At 55.9% G+C, this 19124-nt stretch carries 19 protein-coding genes and 1 riboswitch; of the genes, 8 read left to right on the top strand and 11 right to left on the bottom strand.

Annotation, left to right across the window (positions count from 1 at the left end; genetic code table 11):
• Positions 1–164: 164 nt before the first annotated feature.
• Both EU557_RS11665 and EU557_RS11660 read right to left on the bottom strand, forming a co-directional pair.
• On the bottom strand, positions 165–683 hold the full coding sequence (locus EU557_RS11665) for a DUF4920 domain-containing protein (protein WP_245326241.1): 519 nt from the start codon (positions 681–683) through the stop codon (positions 165–167).
• A gap of 25 nt (positions 684–708) precedes the next feature.
• Positions 709–1521 carry a TapB family protein gene (locus tag EU557_RS11660; RefSeq protein WP_135530633.1) on the bottom strand — a complete coding sequence of 271 codons (813 nt, stop codon included), beginning with the start codon at positions 1519–1521 and terminating at the stop codon, positions 709–711.
• A 316-nt stretch (positions 1522–1837) separates the two neighbouring features.
• On the opposite strand from EU557_RS11660, the gene EU557_RS11655 reads away from it, so the two are divergent.
• The 4 genes from EU557_RS11655 to EU557_RS11640 all read left to right on the top strand — a co-directional run bounded on the left by EU557_RS11655 (position 1838) and on the right by EU557_RS11640 (position 5476).
• Positions 1838–2077 (top strand): hypothetical protein, encoded by a 240-nt coding sequence (locus EU557_RS11655; protein ID WP_135530632.1) that lies wholly within the window; start codon positions 1838–1840, stop codon positions 2075–2077.
• Positions 2070–2417, top strand: a complete 348-nt coding sequence (locus EU557_RS11650) for a hypothetical protein (protein WP_135530631.1) — start codon at positions 2070–2072, stop codon at positions 2415–2417. The genes EU557_RS11655 and EU557_RS11650 overlap by 8 nt, the downstream gene beginning before the upstream one ends.
• Before the next feature lie 151 nt (positions 2418–2568).
• Entirely contained in the window at positions 2569–3219 is a 651-nt protein-coding gene (locus EU557_RS11645) for a cytochrome c oxidase subunit 3 (protein WP_135530630.1), read from the top strand.
• 241 nt (positions 3220–3460) lie between these two features.
• Positions 3461–5476 carry a M1 family metallopeptidase gene (locus tag EU557_RS11640; protein ID WP_167855176.1) on the top strand — a complete coding sequence of 672 codons (2016 nt, stop codon included), beginning with the start codon at positions 3461–3463 and terminating at the stop codon, positions 5474–5476.
• Between the two features lie 88 nt (positions 5477–5564).
• On the opposite strand, the gene EU557_RS11635 is transcribed toward EU557_RS11640, so the two are convergent.
• Positions 5565–6197: a hypothetical protein gene (locus EU557_RS11635; protein WP_135530628.1), complete on the bottom strand. Its 633-nt coding sequence runs from the start codon at positions 6195–6197 to the stop codon at positions 5565–5567.
• A gap of 120 nt (positions 6198–6317) precedes the next feature.
• Between EU557_RS11635 and EU557_RS11630 the strand changes: the two genes are divergently transcribed.
• A complete protein-coding gene (locus EU557_RS11630; protein ID WP_135530627.1) occupies positions 6318–6785 on the top strand; it encodes a hypothetical protein in 468 nt (155 codons plus the stop codon).
• A 47-nt stretch (positions 6786–6832) separates the two neighbouring features.
• On the opposite strand, the gene EU557_RS11625 is transcribed toward EU557_RS11630, so the two are convergent.
• The 3 genes from EU557_RS11625 to EU557_RS11615 form a co-directional block, all read right to left on the bottom strand.
• Entirely contained in the window at positions 6833–7300 is a 468-nt protein-coding gene (locus EU557_RS11625) for a DUF2147 domain-containing protein (RefSeq protein WP_135530626.1), read from the bottom strand.
• A gap of 127 nt (positions 7301–7427) precedes the next feature.
• A complete protein-coding gene (locus EU557_RS11620; protein ID WP_135530625.1) occupies positions 7428–7868 on the bottom strand; it encodes a DUF2147 domain-containing protein in 441 nt (146 codons plus the stop codon).
• A gap of 859 nt (positions 7869–8727) precedes the next feature.
• Positions 8728–9297, bottom strand: a complete 570-nt coding sequence (locus tag EU557_RS11615; RefSeq protein ID WP_135530624.1) for a C40 family peptidase — start codon at positions 9295–9297, stop codon at positions 8728–8730.
• 210 nt (positions 9298–9507) lie between these two features.
• Here EU557_RS11615 and EU557_RS11610 point away from each other — a divergent pair, with 210 nt between their 5' ends.
• Positions 9508–11313, top strand: coding sequence for a M61 family metallopeptidase (locus EU557_RS11610; RefSeq protein WP_135530623.1), 1806 nt, complete (start codon positions 9508–9510; stop codon positions 11311–11313).
• Between the two features lie 95 nt (positions 11314–11408).
• Entirely contained in the window at positions 11409–11555 is a 147-nt protein-coding gene (locus EU557_RS25480; RefSeq protein WP_210116027.1) for a hypothetical protein, read from the top strand.
• Here EU557_RS25480 and EU557_RS11605 read toward each other — a convergent pair.
• The 5 genes from EU557_RS11605 to EU557_RS25475 all read right to left on the bottom strand — a co-directional run bounded on the left by EU557_RS11605 (position 11550) and on the right by EU557_RS25475 (position 17299).
• A complete protein-coding gene (locus EU557_RS11605) occupies positions 11550–13127 on the bottom strand; it encodes a S8 family peptidase (protein ID WP_135530622.1) in 1578 nt (525 codons plus the stop codon). The genes EU557_RS25480 and EU557_RS11605 overlap by 6 nt on opposite strands.
• 196 nt (positions 13128–13323) lie before the next feature.
• Complete coding sequence (locus EU557_RS11600) at positions 13324–15276, bottom strand: KUP/HAK/KT family potassium transporter (RefSeq protein ID WP_135530621.1); 1953 nt, start codon at positions 15274–15276, stop codon at positions 13324–13326.
• Positions 15277–15397: 121 nt separating this feature from the next.
• Positions 15398–16060: a hypothetical protein gene (locus EU557_RS11595; protein WP_135530620.1), complete on the bottom strand. Its 663-nt coding sequence runs from the start codon at positions 16058–16060 to the stop codon at positions 15398–15400.
• A gap of 80 nt (positions 16061–16140) precedes the next feature.
• Positions 16141–16770 (bottom strand): BamJ family beta-barrel-assembly machinery protein, encoded by a 630-nt coding sequence (bamJ, locus tag EU557_RS11590; RefSeq protein WP_135530619.1) that lies wholly within the window; start codon positions 16768–16770, stop codon positions 16141–16143.
• Between the two features lie 391 nt (positions 16771–17161).
• Positions 17162–17299 carry a hypothetical protein gene (locus EU557_RS25475; RefSeq protein ID WP_167855174.1) on the bottom strand — a complete coding sequence of 46 codons (138 nt, stop codon included), beginning with the start codon at positions 17297–17299 and terminating at the stop codon, positions 17162–17164.
• A gap of 304 nt (positions 17300–17603) precedes the next feature.
• Positions 17604–17677, top strand: a riboswitch (Fluoride riboswitch).
• Positions 17678–17723: 46 nt separating this feature from the next.
• Here EU557_RS25475 and EU557_RS11585 point away from each other — a divergent pair.
• Positions 17724–19019: a chloride channel protein gene (locus tag EU557_RS11585; protein ID WP_210116026.1), complete on the top strand. Its 1296-nt coding sequence runs from the start codon at positions 17724–17726 to the stop codon at positions 19017–19019.
• Positions 19020–19124: the final 105 nt, after the last annotated feature.

Raw genomic sequence — 19124 nt, 5'->3', positions numbered from 1 at the left:
TTGAGCGCCTGTCCGTTTCATCTAGCCTGCTTTTATCGTGGCCTAGCTGCTCTGCTTTTGACCCAATAGTGGCCTAGAGCCGTGAACTTAGTTAGCATGAAAAGCCCCCAGCTCCTCCGTTATTAGTAGGGGAACTGGGGGCTGTGGAAGGCCATGCCCATGGGTTAGTCAGCCACTAGCACGCCGTCGGCTTCAAAAGTATACTGCTGCTCAGGTGTTGTAATGGCCGCTACCTCTTGCTTGGATTTGCCGGCATCCTGTGCGTAGTGCTGCAGGTCGGAAACCGGCACAGTCTCGCGGTGCGCCCAGCCATTAACTACTACCGTTTTGCCCACAATGTCCTTCGGAACGAAGAAAGCATATTCCTTAAACCGCACCCGCATAGGCTGCCCATCTTTGGTTTTCATCGTCAGCCAGCAGCCCTTGGCCTGACAAACAGCATCGGCGGTACCAACGAGCTTCACTTGGGCTGAGTCTTTGTTCCCGAGGGCTTGCTGCAGCGTGGCAATAGGTAGGGCACCGGTAGCACTGATAGGGGCCCCGTAGGTTTTACCCGTAATAGCAGGCGTGGTAGAAGCGGCTGGTTCTTGCGTAGCGGCCGTTTCCGGCGACGACTGGCAGGCCGCCAAAGATAGCAGCACCATGGCTGAGGCAAAAACGTTACGTAACACGTTGCGGAGCATAGGCAGGGAAAAAAGGGAGGTATGATTATTTAATCTTGGTTTTAACCTTTTGTTTCAGAGGCTCAGTAACTTCTGCACTAGAGCCGTGCCGCATAATCAGGAGCCGAACGTGTTCTAACTTACCTTTCTTGTCATAATATTCCGTCTTGACTAGGCCTACTTCTGGGGAGTAGTAATCTACTACCCGTTGGCCATTACGCAGCACAAGATCGGCGCGGGCGGCGGTGCCACTTTCCCGCTCCGACTCTACTTTATAGCACTGAAAGCTACCGGCAGGGGTAGTGACCGTCTCTAGGCCACTCACCACCTTGCGGTTTTTGACGGTAGTGTACACGCGGGCAATATCTACGGCGGTGCTGCTGACCTGCACCGTGACGCCGCCCGATGGCAGAATAGAGCCTACGGTAGCGGTATTAGGCCACGCCAACGGGACGGGCTCGTAGCTAAAGCGCCGGTCTCTGAAGGAACGCAGGCTTTCTTGATCTAATTCGCTGCTGCCATCAGTAAAACACGTATCCTGCCGGCACATGTAGCGAAGGTCTTGCAGATTTACCAGCTTGTTTTTGGCATCATAAGAGCCGCTTTTCAGCAGGGCAGTAGTTGTAGTAATTGTCTGTTTCTTATTCTGCTCAGTGCCAAAGTTTACCACCCGGTTGCGGATAACCCCCAGTGGTTTGCCCTTTGCATCTTGCAGCTGATACACCACCTCCATGCGGTCAGTAAGCCCAAACGGGCGGGCACCTTCTACGGGCTGAGTGGGCTGATCTTGAGCAATAGCGGCGGGAGCAGCCAACAGTAAAACGCTGGCAAAACCTAAAAAAGAGGAGTGGAGGCTCATAAGGCAATGGTGGGGTAAAGAGTAGATACTGGCAGCATACGCAGTTTAAACTCTTTGGATTTTGTCTGGTCGGGCTTCAAGGCAGGCCAGAAAGTAAAGCTCAGAAACTGCCCCTTGCAAATGACTTGCCAATACCGCACGAGCAGGATGATTTCGTTGGCTAGTGTAACTTGCGCGCCTCCCGGCCGTTCGTGTTTACAGGCCCTGGGGGCGGGGCGGGGGAAGACCTGACTGCTACGCCTAAGTCGAGGCAACTGTCATCTTTCTAAGAAAGCCCTCATACATTCATGTCTTACCCATTTAACTACTGACGTTTATGCCTGACAACAACTCCCAACCTTCCTGGGCTGATACCGCGGCCTCCCTGCTGTCGAAGCTATCGGGTGGCGTAGAGCTTGCCCTGAACTTTGATCAGATGGAGCTGCAGATGCCCAACGCGCAAAACCCAGCAGCGCCTACCACCTGGCGCCTAAATGGTGCCCTGCGCATTCGTACCCGCGGCGAAAACCCACCCGCTGCTACGCTGCCACCCGCAACCCCTACTTCCCTTGGCTAGCGGCCTGGAGATAGACGCGCAATTGGTGGTGACTCTCGACGGCGATGATGTAAAGATTGTGGCCGTGGGTACCTATCTGATTATAAATTTCCCGAGTCAGCGGGTGTTTGACAAGATTACGAGTGGGCCCCCCAAGGACCCCAATGCGCCAAAGAAGCCCAAAGACCCTCATGCCCCAGATCCGCTGAAACAGCTCAACGACCTGGCTTTGCGCCTAGGCCTAGTGCTGGATATGCGGGTGGCAAATAAAACCCACGTAACGTTTGGGGCGGGTCAGTCTCCCAAGATTACGTTTAATGCCGTGCTTGGGAAAATTGGGTCTTTTTTCAAAGGGAATTAAGCCTAGGAAAGCCCTGAAAATGGAATAGCCTTCCGTGCGTTTTTACGTATCTTGCTGGTAGGCCCTCTGTGCCTCCGGTGCCTTCTCGGACTGGAACTAATGGGCTCTGGATTGGTTTGCATAACCACGAAGCTGCCCATTTTTCAGCCTGATGAATTCCGATAGAGAACATAGAGATAAAGTAGGAGCCGGACGTGCCGCCTCCACCTTCAAGCGAATGGAGCGGATGCCCGTTCTGCTCGTGATGCTGTACCTGGGCCTGATCGGGATTACGGTGCTGTTTGTAGTGCTAGTAGCTGCTTACGCCCGCCTGCGCTATACCAATGATGCCCCCGTGGGAGTTTATCCGTTTCCGCGGTACTTCTCCCTGAGCACCATTGTACTCCTGGTGAGCAGCTACACCATTAGTCAGGCGAAGCGGCTGTACCAGCAGGACGACATGCAGAATTTGGTGCGCTGCCTTGGGGCTACCTTGCTTCTTAGTAGCATATTTGCAGGGCTGCAATTGCTAGGCTGGCATGAGCTGCGCAATCAGGGGGTGATACTGAGTGACCCAAACTCCGCGAGCGGCACGTTCATCTACCTCATTTCGGGGCTGCATATTGTGCACTTGATGGGCGGTATGCTGTTTCTGCTGGCGCTGCTGCTGCGTACCCTGCATGCTTCCCGCGATGGAGTGCGTACGCTGGTATTCATCCGAAACCCGTACCGCCGGTTGCAACTGCACATGATTACCGTGTACTGGCACTTTATTGATGTGCTGTGGGTGGTGCTCTTTGCTGCTTTCCTATTTTTGTACTGAGGTTACCCACTAAGCAATCATTAAACCGTCCCCGGATTCCTGTAAAGAGTTCGGGGACGGTTTGCGTTTATGGCGTATGAACTGGCCTGGCGGGGAGGTAAGAGCCCCAAAAACGCGGTGTGGCTAGCTGGTGTATAGGCCGTAGGTGCTGCTGAAGGAAATGCTGGCTGTTGCCGTACCTTGCTACAACCTATTGCATCGTTCCCTATTCCTGACTTTTACTACCCCTGCCAACCCGCATATGCCCAGAACTCTACTTGCACTAGCGGCTGGCCTGCTCCTGCTAGGCCACTCTACCTTGGCTCAGCTACCAACCTATCAGGCCCGCCCTGCCGATATTGAAGGGGCTGCCGATGGGTGCGCCCAGGCCCGCATTAAAGATGCTGGCCGGGTGGCCTACGCGAGCCTAAATCACCGCCACAAAATGGCGCGCTACGATGTGAGCTTTTATAAGCTAGATATAGGCCTAGAAAACAACTCTCGTACTGTGGGAGGGGCGGTACGCATTAAAGCCCGCTCTCTGGTGGCTAATTTCGATTCTCTGGCGTTCGAGCTATACCCAACCCTGTCTATTGACTCGGTAGTGGTGGATGGCCGTAAAAGCCCAGGCTGGCGCCGGGCGGGTGGCGACGTCACGGCCGCCTTGAAGCAGCCCGTCGGGAACCAAGCTTTCTTTAATGCCCTCATTTACTACCACGGCACGGCTCCCAACGGCAACTCCGCGGCTATTGGGAATGCTCTCAATTCGGCCGTAGCCGGCACCTATGGGGTTAGCACCACGTGGAGCCTCTCTGAGCCGTACAACGCCTACGAGTGGTGGCCGTGCAAGCAAGTGCTAACAGATAAGGCCGATTCGTCGGAGGTGTGGGTAACCACTTCGGCGGTGAACAAAGTAGGCTCTAACGGTACACTGCGGGCAGTAACGCCTCAGCCCAATGGCAAGGTGCGCTACGAGTGGAAATCGAAATACCCCATTGACTACTACCTGATTTCGGTGGCCGTGGCCCCGTACGTGGAGTACGTGAACTACGCTAACCCCGTAGGTGGGCCCCGCATTCCAATTGTTAACTATGTCTACAACGAGGCAGCCCTAAATACCTTCCGTACAGAAATTGATCGTACGCCGGGCTTTATTGAGAATTACTCCCGCCTGGTAGGCCTATACCCATTTGCGCAAGAAAAATATGGGCACAGCATGGCGCCCATTGGTGGTGGTATGGAGCATCAGACCATGACCACCCAAGACGGCTTTACGTTCACGCTAACGGCCCACGAGCTGTTCCACCAGTGGTTCGGCGACAACGTAACCTGCGGCGCTTGGGAAGACATTTGGCTGAACGAAGGCTTCGCTTCCTACGGGGAATACCTCTCTCTAGGCCAGTTCTCTACGGCTCTGGCAGCGCGGCAGTGGATGGATCAGGCGCACGCCTCCGTAATGACAATTCCCAGCGGGAGCGTATTCGTGTCGGATACTAGCAGCGTGAGCCGCATTTTCAGCTCTCGCCTGAGCTATAAGAAAGGAGCCTCCCTGGTTCATATGCTGCGCTACCTGCTGAATGATGACGAGAAATTTTTCCGGGCGCTGAGAACATACCAAACTACGTATGCCGGCCGCACGGCCCGCACCCGCGACTTGCAGCGAATTTTTGAGGCCGAAGCGGGCGTGTCGCTGCAATACTTCTTTGATCAGTGGTTCCGGGGAGAGGGCTACCCAACCTTTGCTGTGCGCTGGAACCAGGTAGGCCAAACTATCTACCTGCAATCAACGGAGTCGGCTTCTATGCCCACCAGTACTCCCTTCTTCAACACCGAAGTAGACCTGAGCTTACAATTCACCGATGGTACCTCGCGTACGGTTCGCGTACGGCAAGATCAGCCCGTAACAGGCCTAGCTCTTTCTGAGGGGCGGGTGCTCAGCAACATCACCATAGATCCGGAGCAGTGGATACTCAACGGCACGGGCTCCGTAGTTCAGGACAACGGGCTGGTGTTGGCTAGCAAAAAGGCCACGGCAGGAGTGCCCCTAACGGTATATCCTAACCCCTGCCTTCACCAGTTACGGATTACTGACATGAAGGCCCCGCGGGCGCAAGCTGAAGTACGGGATGCCACGGGCCGCGTGGTGGTGCGGCAGGCTGTGGCCGGCCCTTCGCCTGTTTTAAATACGCAACTCCTAACACCCGGAATTTACCACCTGCGCCTAACCGCTCCTGATGGCAGCGTAGCACACGCGCGGTTCGTGCGGGCGGCAGAATAACCTAGGCTATAATAAACGCAACAGGCTTCCTCATCTGAGGAAGCCTGTTGCGTTTGTGGGCAAGTGAAGTGGCCTAGCGTTTAGGTGCTTACTTGTGGGCGTATTTCTTGATTAGCTTTTGCACTTCCGGGGGCGCCGGGGGCATATCGAAAATGGCGGCTAGCATCTCGTCGAAGGTGTGAGCGGGCGTGAAGATAGCATTGTCGAAGGGGTTGCTGAAGAGGCGTAGGAAGCCCGGCTGCCCGTTAATGAATACCAGATCGATGGTAATGTTGCCATACAGCTGGTTGCAGCGGCCCGTTTGGGTACAGTCGCGGGGCTGGGGCTTAAGAAAATGCTTGTAGATGGTCTCGGTGTAGGTGGGGTGGCCTACGCTGCGCTGATCGGAGATAGACAAGTTATAGCCCAGCGCCACCACCCGGTCGCGGATAAAGTCGAAGAGGTGCCGGAAGTTGCCGGGGCCGATGCTGGGGTCGTAAAAGAACAGGGCTCCTTGGCGGCCTTCCTCATGCAGGAGCTGCACCCGAAACTTAGGATTAGGCAAGCCGGCCTTCTGGTAATGATAGGCTTTAAAGTAAGGGCCCATCCAATTTAGATAGACTTGCTCCTGCACCCATTGTTGCCGAAGGCGCTCTTCGGCAGGAGAGCGTTGCAGCGGTTGCCACTCCCTGGAGGGAGCCGCTGCAGAGGAAGAAAATAGCTTTTTAAGGAAAGGTAACAAGGCGGGGGAGTTTCAGGAGTAACATAAGCACCGCTAAATAGTTTCGTAACCAGCTGCAACCTGGCCGCCAAGGCTGGGTCCCTTTTTGTCTTGCTTTATGAATACTCTATAGCTTTTGCCATGCCGACAACAAATGCTTTAACTGCTCTCAAACACCAGCTTTTAGCAGAGTGCCGCCGCATTCAGGAAGAGAAAGTGAACACTGCCCGTCAGGCCATGCTAGACGTGCAGGAAAGTGCCCTGGAGGGCGACACGGCCGAGGAGGCAATGGAATCGTTTCGGGAGGTGTGCCAGCGCCAGCGTGACCTGTTTGCCCGCCAGCTTGATGAGGCCCTTACTGGCCTACAAGTGCTACGCCGTGTGCCCGAGGCAAAGCCGTTGCCAAATCAGGCTGGCTTAGGCTCTGTGGTCATCACAGATTCTCAGCGGTTTTACGTTTCGTTAAGCCTCGGAGAAATTAAGGTAGAGGGCCAGCCGTATTTTGCGCTTTCGGCTTTCTCCCCCTTATATCAGGCTATGGCGGAAGCTCACTCCGGCGACACCTTTACGTTCCGGGGTAAGGCGTATCGGATCAAGGAGATTCTATAAGCTGGCTTAAGGAGGCCGCGAAGCAGGCTTGGTAGCACCCTAGGCCATTAGCGTAGCCGGGTCCAGTAGTGGGAGCGACCGAGCAAAGGAAACCCAATGTACCCCTTCACTTCCAACCTGTTTTTAGAGTGAAGACGCAAGTAGCAGGAATATGTGCGGCCATTGTTGGGGTCATAGATCTCGCCATCTTCCCACCGCTCATCATTGGTATTATACCGTAGGCCGCGCAAAATGCGCAAGTGGAGGAGGGGAGTCTGGCGCTTAGCCGCATCAGGGTTGTGCACATCTAGTTGAGGCTGCCGGGCGGTGGCAGTGCTATCTGAAGTAGGGCGAAGCCACACCAGCTTACCACACAGCTCTTTCTTGCCACAGCTAAAAATCTCGATATGCGTGTTCGCGGAATCATCTACCCACACCCCCACGGGCGAGCTTGACTGGCCTAGCCCCGCAACTGAGGCTAGTAACCCCAGTAGTAGTGTAAGTAGCGCCGTGCTCCATCGCGTTAGCTGTGTCATATCTTCCTGAGGTGGGCGCAAGTTTCTGAATGGCAGACTGGCCCAGCGTGGAGGTAATAAACAAAAAAAGCGACGCTTCTGAGTAGAAGCGTCGCTTATAAAATGCTGGCTTGTTAAAGCCGGATGTCTAGCGCACCCGAGTCCAGGTTTGTGACTCACCGATGAGGGAGAAGCCGATGTAGCCCTTCACCTCCATTGAGTTTTGCTTGAGCATTTTGATGTAGCAAGAGTAGGTCTTACCGTTTTGAGGCTTGTAAATTTTGCCATCATCCCACTTGTTTTCGCCCTCATACTCGAAGCTTTGCATGAACACTATGCCAACCAACGGCCGGTTTCTCAGTTTCGGATCGGGGTTCTGAGCATCCAGTTTAGGCTTACCGGTTTTAGGGTCGTTGGGCTCAGTGAGGCTAAGAATCTTGCCGCACAATTTGTCGCCACACTTGTAAATTTCGAACTGGGCTTTCTTTTCGCCATCAGTCCAAACACCCAGGGGGGAGAGTGATTGGGCCGAGGCGGCGCCAAGTACACCGAGCAATAAGGTGAGACAGAGGAGCAGGGTTTTTTTCATGGTGATGGGGTAAGAGTGGGTTTTTCGTGAAAAAGATAGAACAAAAACTGATCAGTACCACCAGGGCCATTGCAGTGATTGTGTGCAGGTATAGAGGCAAGTTTGAGGCCAGAGAAAATACTGCAACTATTTGCTGGTGGTGATGAAATTAAAGCCCCTGATCATCAAGGGTATGACCGACAAATGCGCTTGAGGCCATAAATAATGGCCTTTTTATTTTGAACCATCCTAGGGGATTTTAACTTTACTAACCGTAGCGAGTGCTACAGCCCCCGCCGAGCAGCCCTAAGGTGCTGGGAAGCGAAGCCCGGGTTATGTCGGATCTAAAGAAAGGAGGTACAAAATGTCTAGTAGTCCCAAACAAATCCTGCCAAGCCTGTCGAATGTAGTCCGCTTCACCGCCGGACGCGCTTAACAACAGCTTTCGCGCGGAACTCGCTCCTATTTGAGATGTTCCCGCATTCTGGCAAGGTCTTACTTGATAAGTGGATGATGGGGCTGTACCCCAGACTCATCGCTTGGTAAGATTTGAAGGATTAGATGCCCGGTTCGCCCAGCAGCCCTAAATGGTACTGCATAGGCGACCGGGCATCGCTTTTTTACAGCAACTAATGCGAGGAGTGAACAAGTGGTGTTTCTGGCCTTACAAGCAGAGCTAAGTACTTGTAAGGCAGCCAAGCCATGCCCGCTTAACGTGCTACGCTTACATATTTAAAAGCCCTTACCTCCTGCGTGGAAGTAAGGGCTTTTCAGCAAGTAAAGATGTGAGAGTGCTAGATGGGTAACCACCCTGGCCTAGGAGTACTTAGTTAGTCTTCCCCGTAATGAGAGTGGCCTAGCCTGCTTTACTCAGTCACCGCTAGAGCACCCGGCGTACTTGCATGAAGCGTCGCTCATAGTCGGTGCCTTCCACCTGGCTGACTTTCACGCCAGATTCGCGGCGGGCGGAGGAAGAGTGTACGAAGCGCAGAGGCTGGCCCGGATCAGAAATAACAATTCCCGCGTGCCCAGGAGAGGTGGATGTACTGGCGGTACCTGTAAACACCACAATGTCGCCCCGGCGAGCTTCTTCGCGCGCAACACCTTTGCCAATACTTATGAGGAGGGCAGTGGAGTGCGGTACCGGTACTTTATAACGGGCAAAGACGTAATTCACAAAGCCTGAGCAATCGAAGCCTGTTTCAGGAGTGCTACCAGCATAGCAGTAGTTGGTGCCCAATTGGCGCATGGCGAAGGCCACAATGCTATCGGCGCGGACGGGCACGCGCTTGTTGCTAACCACGTAGGCCACTGGCCGGGCAGGAGTGCTGGCCGGAACGGCAGCAGTAGTGCTAGCTACAGGTAAGGAAGTGGGGTGCAGGCGCACCCAGGCCAGGCGGCCTAGCAGCACGCTAGCTAAAGTCAGAAAAACAAGCCAAACGTAGCGCATACAAAAAGCGGCCGAAGCCTATATATCGTCCGTAACGGGGCCGGCACTGTTCAGGTTCCGCCGAAACTGGGACTATTACAGTACGAGTTGCGCAAATTTTGGTCCGCATTTGCAGCCTCAGGTGGTTTTCCCCGTTCTTTGGCCACCCGCAGGTGGCTGCATACGTGCCACCTGATCCATCACCTCATCTTTCAATCCTTCCCCCAAAACATGCTCCATTCCCGTACTCGCCTACTATTGGCGGCGGCACTGGTGGCACTGCTGAGCCAGTTTAACTTGGCCGCCGCGGCGTCACCCACTTTGCGCTACGTCTTGTCGATGCCGGCTCCGCAAACGCACTACTTTGAGGTAGAAACCACGCTGAGCGGCTTCAATAAGGCTTACACAGATCTGAAAATGCCCGTATGGGCACCCGGTTCCTACCTGGTGCGAGAATTCGCCAAAAATGTGGAGGGCTTCCAGGCCACCTCGGGCAGCGAAAAGCTGCGGACGGAGAAGGTGAGCAAGAATACTTGGCGCGTGTACCATAGCAAAGGCAAAGACTTTAAAGTAAACTACCGGGTCTATGCCTTTGAGCTGAGCGTACGCACCAGCTTTATTGATGCGGCTCACGGCTACCTCAATGGCAGCAGCGTGTTTATGTACCCCGCCGATGGCAAGCAGCTTGGCAGCACGCTGGAAGTACGCCCCGCCCAGGGCTGGACGCAGGTAAGCACCAGCCTTAAGCCCGCAGGTGGCACCTTCACCTACACCTCCTCCAACTACGATGAGCTGGCCGATTCACCCATTGAAATCGGTAACCAGAAGATCTACACTTTCACTGCCAATGGCACGCCCCACACGGTAGCTATGTTTGGCGACCCCAAAGTGGATGAGGCCCGCCTCACGCGCGACATGCAGCGGGTGTGCGAAGAAGCCCAGCGCGTGGTAGACCGCAACCCTCTTGACCGCTACGTATTCATTGTGCACAACATTGATCGGGGGACGGGTGGCCTAGAGCACTTATTCTCGACTACACTGTCGGTGTCGCGCAATGCCTATTCTTCGGAGGCTGGCTGGAAGGGTTTTCTAGGCCTGGTAGCGCACGAGTATTTTCACTTGTGGAATGTGAAGCGCATCCGTCCGATTGCCCTGGGGCCATTCGACTACGACAATGAGAACTACACGCACATGCTGTGGGTGAGCGAGGGTGGTACCGAGTACTTCTCGAATCTGATTGTGCAGCGTGCAGGTTTCCTGACCCCCGATGAATACCTGGGTGACCTGAGCAACGGCATTAACCGCGTAGAAAATACCCCCGGCAACAAACAGCAGTCGGCTGCCGAGTCGAGCTACGATGCCTGGATCAAGTACTATCGCCCGAACGAGAACTCGGCCAACACCGGCATCAGCTATTATGACAAAGGTGAAGTTATTGGTGCGGTGCTAGACCTGATGGTAATCAACGAAACCAAAGGCCAGAAGCGCCTCGACGACGTAATGCGTTACCTCTACGACCAGTATTACAAAAAGCTGGGCCGCGGCTTCACCGATGAGGAGTACCAAGATGCCGTGGCCAAAGTAGCCGGCCGCCGCTTCGACGATTTCTTCCGTCGCTACGTGTACGGCACTGAGACGTTGCCCTACGAAACGGCCCTGGGGTACGCCGGCCTCAAGCTCTCCGTAGCCACCGCCGCTGCTACAGATGCAGCACTGGGCGCCAGCATCAGCCCCGCCGGAGGCAAGCAAACTGTTTCTAGCGTGTTGCGGGATGGTAGCGCCTGGCAAGGTGGCCTAAGCGTAGGCGACGAAATTCTGGCCGTAGATGGCGTGCGCGTTACCGACGACCCCAACAAGCTACTCGCTGGTCGCGCAGCTGGCTCACAAGTTAAAATGCTTGTTAACCGCGACGGCCAGATCAAGGAGCTGAACTTCCCATTGTTGGCTTCATCAGCCCGTCGTTACCGCATTGAGCGTCAGGCCAACCCCACCGCTGAACAGCAAACCGTGTTCAACAAGTGGTTGCCCGTACGCTAGCAGCCACCTACCGGTACCACACAGAAACGCCCGAAGCAGTCTTGCTTCGGGCGTTTCTGTGTGGTATCATTTTTAAGTGCCTAGCAATGTGGCTGGTGACTTTGCTTTCAAATTATATAGCCCTGGCGCTGCCTCTCTTAATTGCCATCAACTTGCTGCTACGCCTAGTGGCCTCCTTACTCACGACACCTCATCCGGCCTGGCCTAACAACCAAGTGGCCTACAGCAACCCGCTTTTATAGCGGCAGGCCTCCTAACGCAGTAGCCACATTCACGCGGCCCCAGCCGAAGCTACTGCTGCGAGCGGTGCGGTTGCTGCTGGCAGCAATAAGCCGGTTCATGAGCTGGGCGCGAGTGTCGGCAGGATAGCGCGACCACACCAGAGCCGCCATGCCGGCCATGCTGCTGGTGGCCACTGAGGAGCCCCCAACCGTGCTGGGGGCGTCGCCGGTCATGGCCAGGGTAAGCGCCCGGAGGTCGTTGGTGGTGCGCTGCATTACTACCGTAAACTCTACGTCGCTGCCCACGTGGCACTCATCGCAGCGGGTCCGCAGGTCGTCTTTCATGCCGGTTACGGCTACAGCTTCGGGAAGAGAAGCGGGGAAAATTACGCCAGCCCAGCCAGCGCTCCAGTTGAAGGAGGTACCAGCAGCACACAGGATCAGCTTGCCTTTGCCATAAGCGTACCGGATGGCATCCGTCAGCTGAGAAGAGCTGGTGAGGCGGCCCATGCTCATGCTGATGATTCGCACATCGGGGCGGTTACCGGCCAAAATGTACGCGTTTGACACGCCCTGCACTTCGCGGCTAGCGTCGAGAAACACATCTTCGGCGGCGCGCACGGTAATCAGGCTGGCATTGTAGGCCACTCCCACGGAGGCCCCATCGGTGCCGCGGGGGGCGGCGCAGGCGCCAGCCATGCTGGTGCCGTGCCCGCACTCATCATTAGGTGTTTCAGCGTCGCCGTAGGGGATGCCGAAGATGGAGTTGCGTGGCAGGGTAACAAGGCGCTCAATGGTACGGCCGCTGCTCTGGCCTTGGTTGAAGGCGGCACCCAAGTTCTCCTGTGCATCTGAGGAGCCAGTATCAATAATGAGCACCTTTATGCCCTGGCCCGTGCTCTGGCTCCAACCCGCCCGGATGCCGTGGTACTGGTCTTGCTGATTCCACGACGACTTGCTGCCATCGGGCAGGACAATGTAATCGGAGCCTTCCGTCAGGCCAGCCGTAGCAATGTTGTTTCCGCAGCCGCTGCTAGTTAGGGAGGAGGAAGCGCGGTTGGCCACTTCAGCCGCAGGACGGTTGGGCTCGTAGCCCATTGGCTCGGCGTACCGCACCAGTCCTGAGCGGCGCAGCGCCTGCACAGTACTTAACTCCCGCACATGCACCGTCAGGACAGGAAGGTTATTTTCCTCGAAAACAGGTAGCTGCTCCAAGGTAAGCGTAGGATTAGTCTGGCGCTCCTGGCCTAGAATAAGCTCAAGAACCTGCTCCCGGGCCTGTTGCCACTGCGGGAGCGTGCGGGCATCGTCGGGTAGGGGGCTGGAGGCGGTAAATCCGGCGGGTTGATAGCCCACAGAGAGCACGTAGTCGGAGCGGGTGAGGGCACTCCAGACGGTGTGAGCCGAGGCCTGATTCCAGTTAAACTGGCCGGTCTCGCGCAAGCGCTTCATGATCTGTTCGTTGAGCTGCTGCACAGTTAGGGCAGTGGTGGGGTCGGGCTCGGGTTGGGGGAGAGCTTGCTCAGTTTCATGCTGGCACGAAGCCAGGGCTAGCGCCAGCAGTGTGGCCGAAAGCAGGGTAGGAGTACGCATGTATGGTGGGTTTTGGTTGGTGGGAGCTTGTTATAATAAGGACAAGAAAATAGGTGATAAAGGCAAGCTATTCAGGGGTTTTAGTTGGGCTTAGTTTGTGGTAGCTAGACGGGGTTAGCCATAAAAAAAGCTCCTCTACTGAGAAGTAGAGGAGCTTTGGTATGGAGGTACGGCAGCTGGGCCGCAAGCTTTATGGTTATTGCACACGCTTTAGTGCCACGTCGCGGACGGGCGTAATCACCAGCGGTACTTTCTCTACCTTCACGGAGCTTGTGTCGAGGCCGAAATACTTGTCTTCGGAAGCAATGAACTGCTTGATGTAGAAGTAGGCCTGCATCACCAGCTTTTCCATCAGCGGGAATTCATTCTCAACCGACAGGAACTTCTCCAGTACCACAAAGCGGAAGTCGCCGGTTACGTGCTGCTTGCTCAACGACTCGTAGCGGGAGGTGATGTCCACTTCCTTGTTGCGCACCAGGTCTTCTACCACTTTGCGGAAGTACAGGTTGATGCGCTGCTCTACCCGGAAGCCCAGGCGGAAAGTGATGCGGAACGCATCGTCGGGGGCCAGCTCCGTTACCTTATACTCCATGGTATAAGGCTCATCGGTGGTGTCTACGTGCACAAACCAGTAGATATCGGCCCGTTTAGGTCGCTTCTGAAAGATGGAGTAGATGATCTTCGACTCGATTTCAGTAGCCCGCTCGGCTGAGCTCATGAACACCAAGTGGGTAGCGTACTTAGAAACAGATTCATCATCGGAGAGCTGCTTAAGGGCCGCCATATAGGGCTCTATTTTCACGAACTCGGTGAGGCGACGCTTGATGTAGTAGGCCCGTAGCCACACGTACATCACGCCCATTAGGGTGGCCCCAATAGCTAGTGATACCCAGCCGCCGTGCGGAAACTTGATCAGGTTAGCTACCAAGAAGGAACCCTCAATGGCACCATACACCAGCACGAACAGCACAATAGCCACCATGGGCGCGCGCTTAGAGCGCAGCCACATGGTGAGCAGAAGCGTGGTCATGAGCATAGTCAGGGTAATTGCCAGACCGTAAGCTGCTTCCATGTTCTCCGACTTCTGGAAGTACAGCACCACCCCAATGCAGCCCGCTAGCAGCAGGCGGTTCATGCTGGGCACGTAAAGCTGGCCCTTCACATCGGTGGGGTAGTTGAGCTTCACCTTAGGCCACATGTTCAGCCGGATGGCTTCTGCCACCAGCGTAAATGAACCCGTAATCAGAGCCTGAGAGGCAATGATGGCGGCAATGGTTGCCACCCCAATTCCGATGAGCAGGAACCACTCGGGCATAAGCTCATAGAACGGGTTGCGCTTGCCAAGCATCTCACCCTGGTGAGTAATCAGCCAAGCTCCCTGCCCCATGTAGTTGAGTAGCAGCGTGGATTTTACAAACACCCAGCTGATACGGATGTTGCCTTTGCCGCAGTGGCCTAGGTCGGAATACAGCGCCTCGGCTCCGGTAGTGCACAGGAATACGGCGCCCAGCAGCCAGAAGCCTCCTGGGTAGTGTACCAGCAAGTCGTAGGCATAATAGGGGTTCAGGGCCTTCAAAATTTGGGGGTGCTCCGCAATCCAGACCCCGCCCAAGACGCCCAGCATGGAGAACCAGATCAGCATGATAGGCCCAAAGGCCTTGCCCACAATCTGAGTGCCGAAGCTCTGTAGCAGAAACAGGGCCATCAGAATGCCAATAACAATGGGCACCGTGGGGATGTGCGGATACACGGCTTCTAGCCCCTCAATAGCGGAAGAAACCGAAATAGGTGGGGTTATGACGCCGTCGGCCAGCAGGGCCGAGCCCCCGATGATGGCCGGTATAGTTAGCCACCCTGCCCGCCGCCGCACCAGGGCGTACAACGAAAAAATGCCCCCTTCCCCGTTGTTGTCGGCGTTGAGGGTAAGCAGCACGTACTTGATGGTGGTTTGGAGCGTAAGCGTCCAGAAAACGCAGGAAATGCCGCCATATACCAAATGCGGGTCAATTTGCCCTGGCATCACCGACTGCGACTGAATGATGGACTTCATCACGTACAGCGGGGAAGTGCCGATATCCCCGTAAATGATACCGAGGGCAATAAGCAAACCGGCCGTTGACACAGCGGTGTGCTGATGTTTTGCGTCCATGTGAGGGGTAAAAGTGAATAGTGGCTAGTGAGAAAGCGGCGCCAAAGGTAGGGCTTGCAGAGATAGTAGCCGCTGCTTTCGGCAGGACTACGCAACGAGGCAGCAAAAGTGTGCTGGTGGCCTAGAAAGAATCTGGGGTAGATGAGGAGGATGCTTCTGGCGCATGGCTGGCATTCCAAGACGATTGGAGCCAGTATTCGGCGGCGGCAGCGGCCTCATCATGGCGCAGCCGAATGCGGCGGTTTGCCTCGGCGGCCAGCTGCTGCCAGCTCCGGGCCGAGCCTGAAAGAGCAAAATACACCGCCTCTTGGCCCGGGCGGTGGAGGCGCCACCGGTTAGAGCCCCGGGTACCAAATGCCAGCAAGAGGGCACCTGCAGCCATACCGGCGGCAGCCGGAATAGTGCGTAGCCAATTCTGCAGAAAGCCCAGCATAAACCCAGCCAGGGTGAACCCACCCAGCAAAAACCAGAGCAGCCACCGTACCGGTTGCACATCAACGCCTTCCAGCTCCCGCCAACCAAAAGGCTGCCCATTGATTTCCAGGGCGTCGTTGGTGAGCGTCATCCGGCCATCTTCACTGCGCACCACGGCAAATACCTCCGGTGGCGGAGGGGGGAGCAGCTGAAAGCCGGAGTGCCAGCTGCCAGCAAGTGGCCTAGCAGTATCAATTTCTTCCGGCTCGGCAGAGGTAAGTTGTAGCTCCCCCTGGGCCAGCCGGTCCGGATCAGGAGCTTTGGAGGGCTCTTCAGCAGGATCAAGGGAAGAAGGAGGCGGAATAGACATACGAAAAGAAGCCCCGCTATCCGGCAAAGCAGCCCACAAGGGCAGCCAGTCCAGATAGCGGGGCTTGCAGCGTCAATGAATTAGTTATTGACTTTCAAGAGCTCTACGTCGAAGATGAGCGCAGAGTCTGGCCCGATGTCGCGGCCGGCGCCACGGCGTCCGTAGGCCAGGTCAGAGGGGATGTATAGGCGCCACTTCGAGCCCTCGGGCATCAACTGAAGCGCTTCTGTCCAGCCAGCAATTACCTGGTTTACACCAAACGTAGCGGGTTGGCCGCGCTGGTAGGAGCTATCAAACACGTTGCCGTTGATGAGCGTGCCGTGGTAGTGCGTGGTAACCGACGAGCTAGGGCCGGGCTTCTTGCCAGTGCCTTCGGTGAGAACTTCGTACTGCAGGCCGCTGGGCAGCGTCTGTACGCCGGGCTTGTTCTTGTTTTCAGCGAGGAAAGCTTCGCCTTCTGCTTTGTTGTTCATAGAGTTGGAGTCTTGAGATTCGTCTTCTTCCTGGCCCACGCCCATCTGCTCCTGCAGCTGCTGCATGGCGGCTTGCATTTGCTCAGGCGTGAGGCGGCTCGGCTCGCCACCCAGGGCCTCTTTCATGCTCTGGGCAAACGTATCAACATCAATGTCGAGCCCTTGTTGCGCGAAGTTGCGGGCCATGTCGCGCCCAATGATGTAGCTGATCTGCTCTTTCAGGCTGGTCAGGTTCATAAACCGTGTAGTATGCGTTTCGGTGCGTGGCTTTTTTATCCTGTGATGGGAGCCAGCTGCACCGGCTGCGGTGAGAGATACTGGCGTCCCGCGCGGGCCGCCGAACTGTGAAGTACAGTAAACTGTCGGGAATGGATGCGCTTTTTTTAATGTCGAGCCGCTAAACTCCTGATGATGAAAGCAGGATTATTACCCCAACTCCCCGCAACCGGGCAAAAAAGCAATCAACCAACTACCCGATAGCCAAAAATCTATACTTACCGGTTCCGCCGAAATCGGTGGCAAGCTGTCTGGCTCTCGGTTCCGAGAGCCACTATCTGAAAGCGAGTAAAAAGCAAAAAACTCCGCCGGGAGGGGCGGAGTTCAGGTATAAGTCGGAAGAAGGCACCACTTAGCAGAAGTGCAGCTCTTCCTCGTCGCGTAGGTCGAAAAACAGGTTCATGTCACGTACCTGAGCAGCCAGATAGCGCAATGACCCCAGGCCTCCCAGAACAAGTAGAGAAGAAACGGCAGCAGTGCTCTTTTTCATGATGCTTTATGTAGAATGATGTAAGTCAGATTATTGACTGCAAAGATACTACGCAAAAGTTAACAAAGTGTTATGCAAGCATCATTTATTTGTGTGCCTGGCTCAGGTAGCAGCCAGCAGGCAGGGCCACAGTAAAGGGCAAGCAGCCGGTCTTAAACGCAGCCTATTGAATAAGGTTGTTGCTTGGTGAAAAGGATGTCAAAAGCGTCTCTAGAACAGCTCCATAACTTTTGACAAAGTACCATTGCTACCAGTTGAGAGCCTTAGGTGGTTGTTGTACTAAGGCCTCATTTTCTATATTTGCCCTGCATACGGGGATGGATTTCCACCGCGAACCGCCAGCAGCCCCGGCTCTGCGCTGATGATTCCTATTGAACGGTAGCCCATGCAGGGCTGCTGCTTGCTTCATCGTGTTGTTCGCCCCATGCCTCTCCGTCACACTCCCGCTTCGTATTTGTTCTCGGGCCTGCGCGCCTTGAATTTGCCGGCTACGCTGTTCTTTATGCTGCGCTGGCTGGTGCTCAGCATCCTGATTGGCGTGCTGGCTGGTTCGGCTTCGGCCCTGTTTCTGGTTTCGCTGGAGTGGGTGACGAACTATCGGGAGCTCCACGAGTGGATTATTGCCCTGTTGCCGCTGGCCGGACTGGTTGTTGGGGTGGCCTACCACTACTTCGGGGATAGGGTGGTGCGCGGCAATAATCTGGTGCTGGAGGAAGTGCACGCGCCTCGCACGCTTATTCCGCTGCGGTTGGTGCCTCTGGTACTAGGGGGTACCCTTCTCACACACTTGTTTGGGGGCTCAGCGGGCCGCGAGGGTACTGCCGTACAAATGGGGGGCGCCCTCGCCGACCAGCTCACCCGGCTCTTCCGCCTGCGCCCCCGCGACCGTCGCCTGTTGCTGATTGCGGGCATGAGCGCTGGCTTTGCCTCTGTTTTCGGAACCCCGCTGGCGGGTGCTGTATTTGGGCTGGAGGTTTTTCTGTTGGGTACCATTCGCTACGATGCCGTGCTGCCCGCTTTCCTGGCCGCCGTCAGCGCCGATTTTGTAACGCGCGCCTGGGGCGTAGGCCACACTCACTACCCGCAGCTGGCTGCGTTGCCGCTCACGCCGCTGGGGCTAGGGTGCACCTTGCTGGCCGGTGCCTTATTTGGTTTGACTGCCCGCAGCTTCGCCACACTCACCCACTGGATCGGCCGGCAGTTTGCGCGAGTGGCCTACGCCCCGCTGCGGCCGGTGCTGGGCGGAGCGCTGGTAGTGGCGGCCGTGTGGACCCTGGGCACCGCCCGCTATAGTGGCCTAGGAGTGCCCGTAATTGTGGAGGCTTTTCACATGCCCTTGCCGCCCACCGATTTCATTTTGAAGCTGCTACTCACGGCCCTGACCTTGGGTTGTGGCTTCAAGGGCGGCGAGGTAACACCTCTGTTTTTCATTGGCGCCACGCTGGGCAGTGCGTTATCGGTGGTGTTGCCGCTGCCAGTGGCCTTACTGGCGGCTATGGGGTTTGTAGCCGTTTTCGCGGGTGCCGCCAATACTCCGCTCGCCTGCACACTCATGGGTCTGGAACTGTTCGGCATGCAAGGCGGAATTTACCTGGCACTGGCCTGCGTAGTGGCCTACCTGTTCTCGGGGCACCGGGGTATTTACTCGGCGCAGGTAATTGGGCAGGCCAAGCACTTGCGCCTGGGCCGCGAACAGGGCAAGCGCCTCGGCGAGCTGTAGGTGTATAAAGCTAAGACTCGCTTGTCAGCTAACTAGCTGTGATAGGAGGATTTATGGCGCTGCTATCGGCAGGGGCACCAGACGGAATTCTATAATGTTTATCCA

Origin of the sequence: Hymenobacter wooponensis, assembly GCF_004745865.1 — a bacterium.
In the GTDB taxonomy this organism is placed as follows: Bacteria; Bacteroidota; Bacteroidia; order Cytophagales; family Hymenobacteraceae; genus Hymenobacter; species Hymenobacter wooponensis.
The sequence above is the reverse complement of the archived record's forward strand: the minus strand, read 5'-3'. Positions and strand labels throughout refer to the sequence as shown.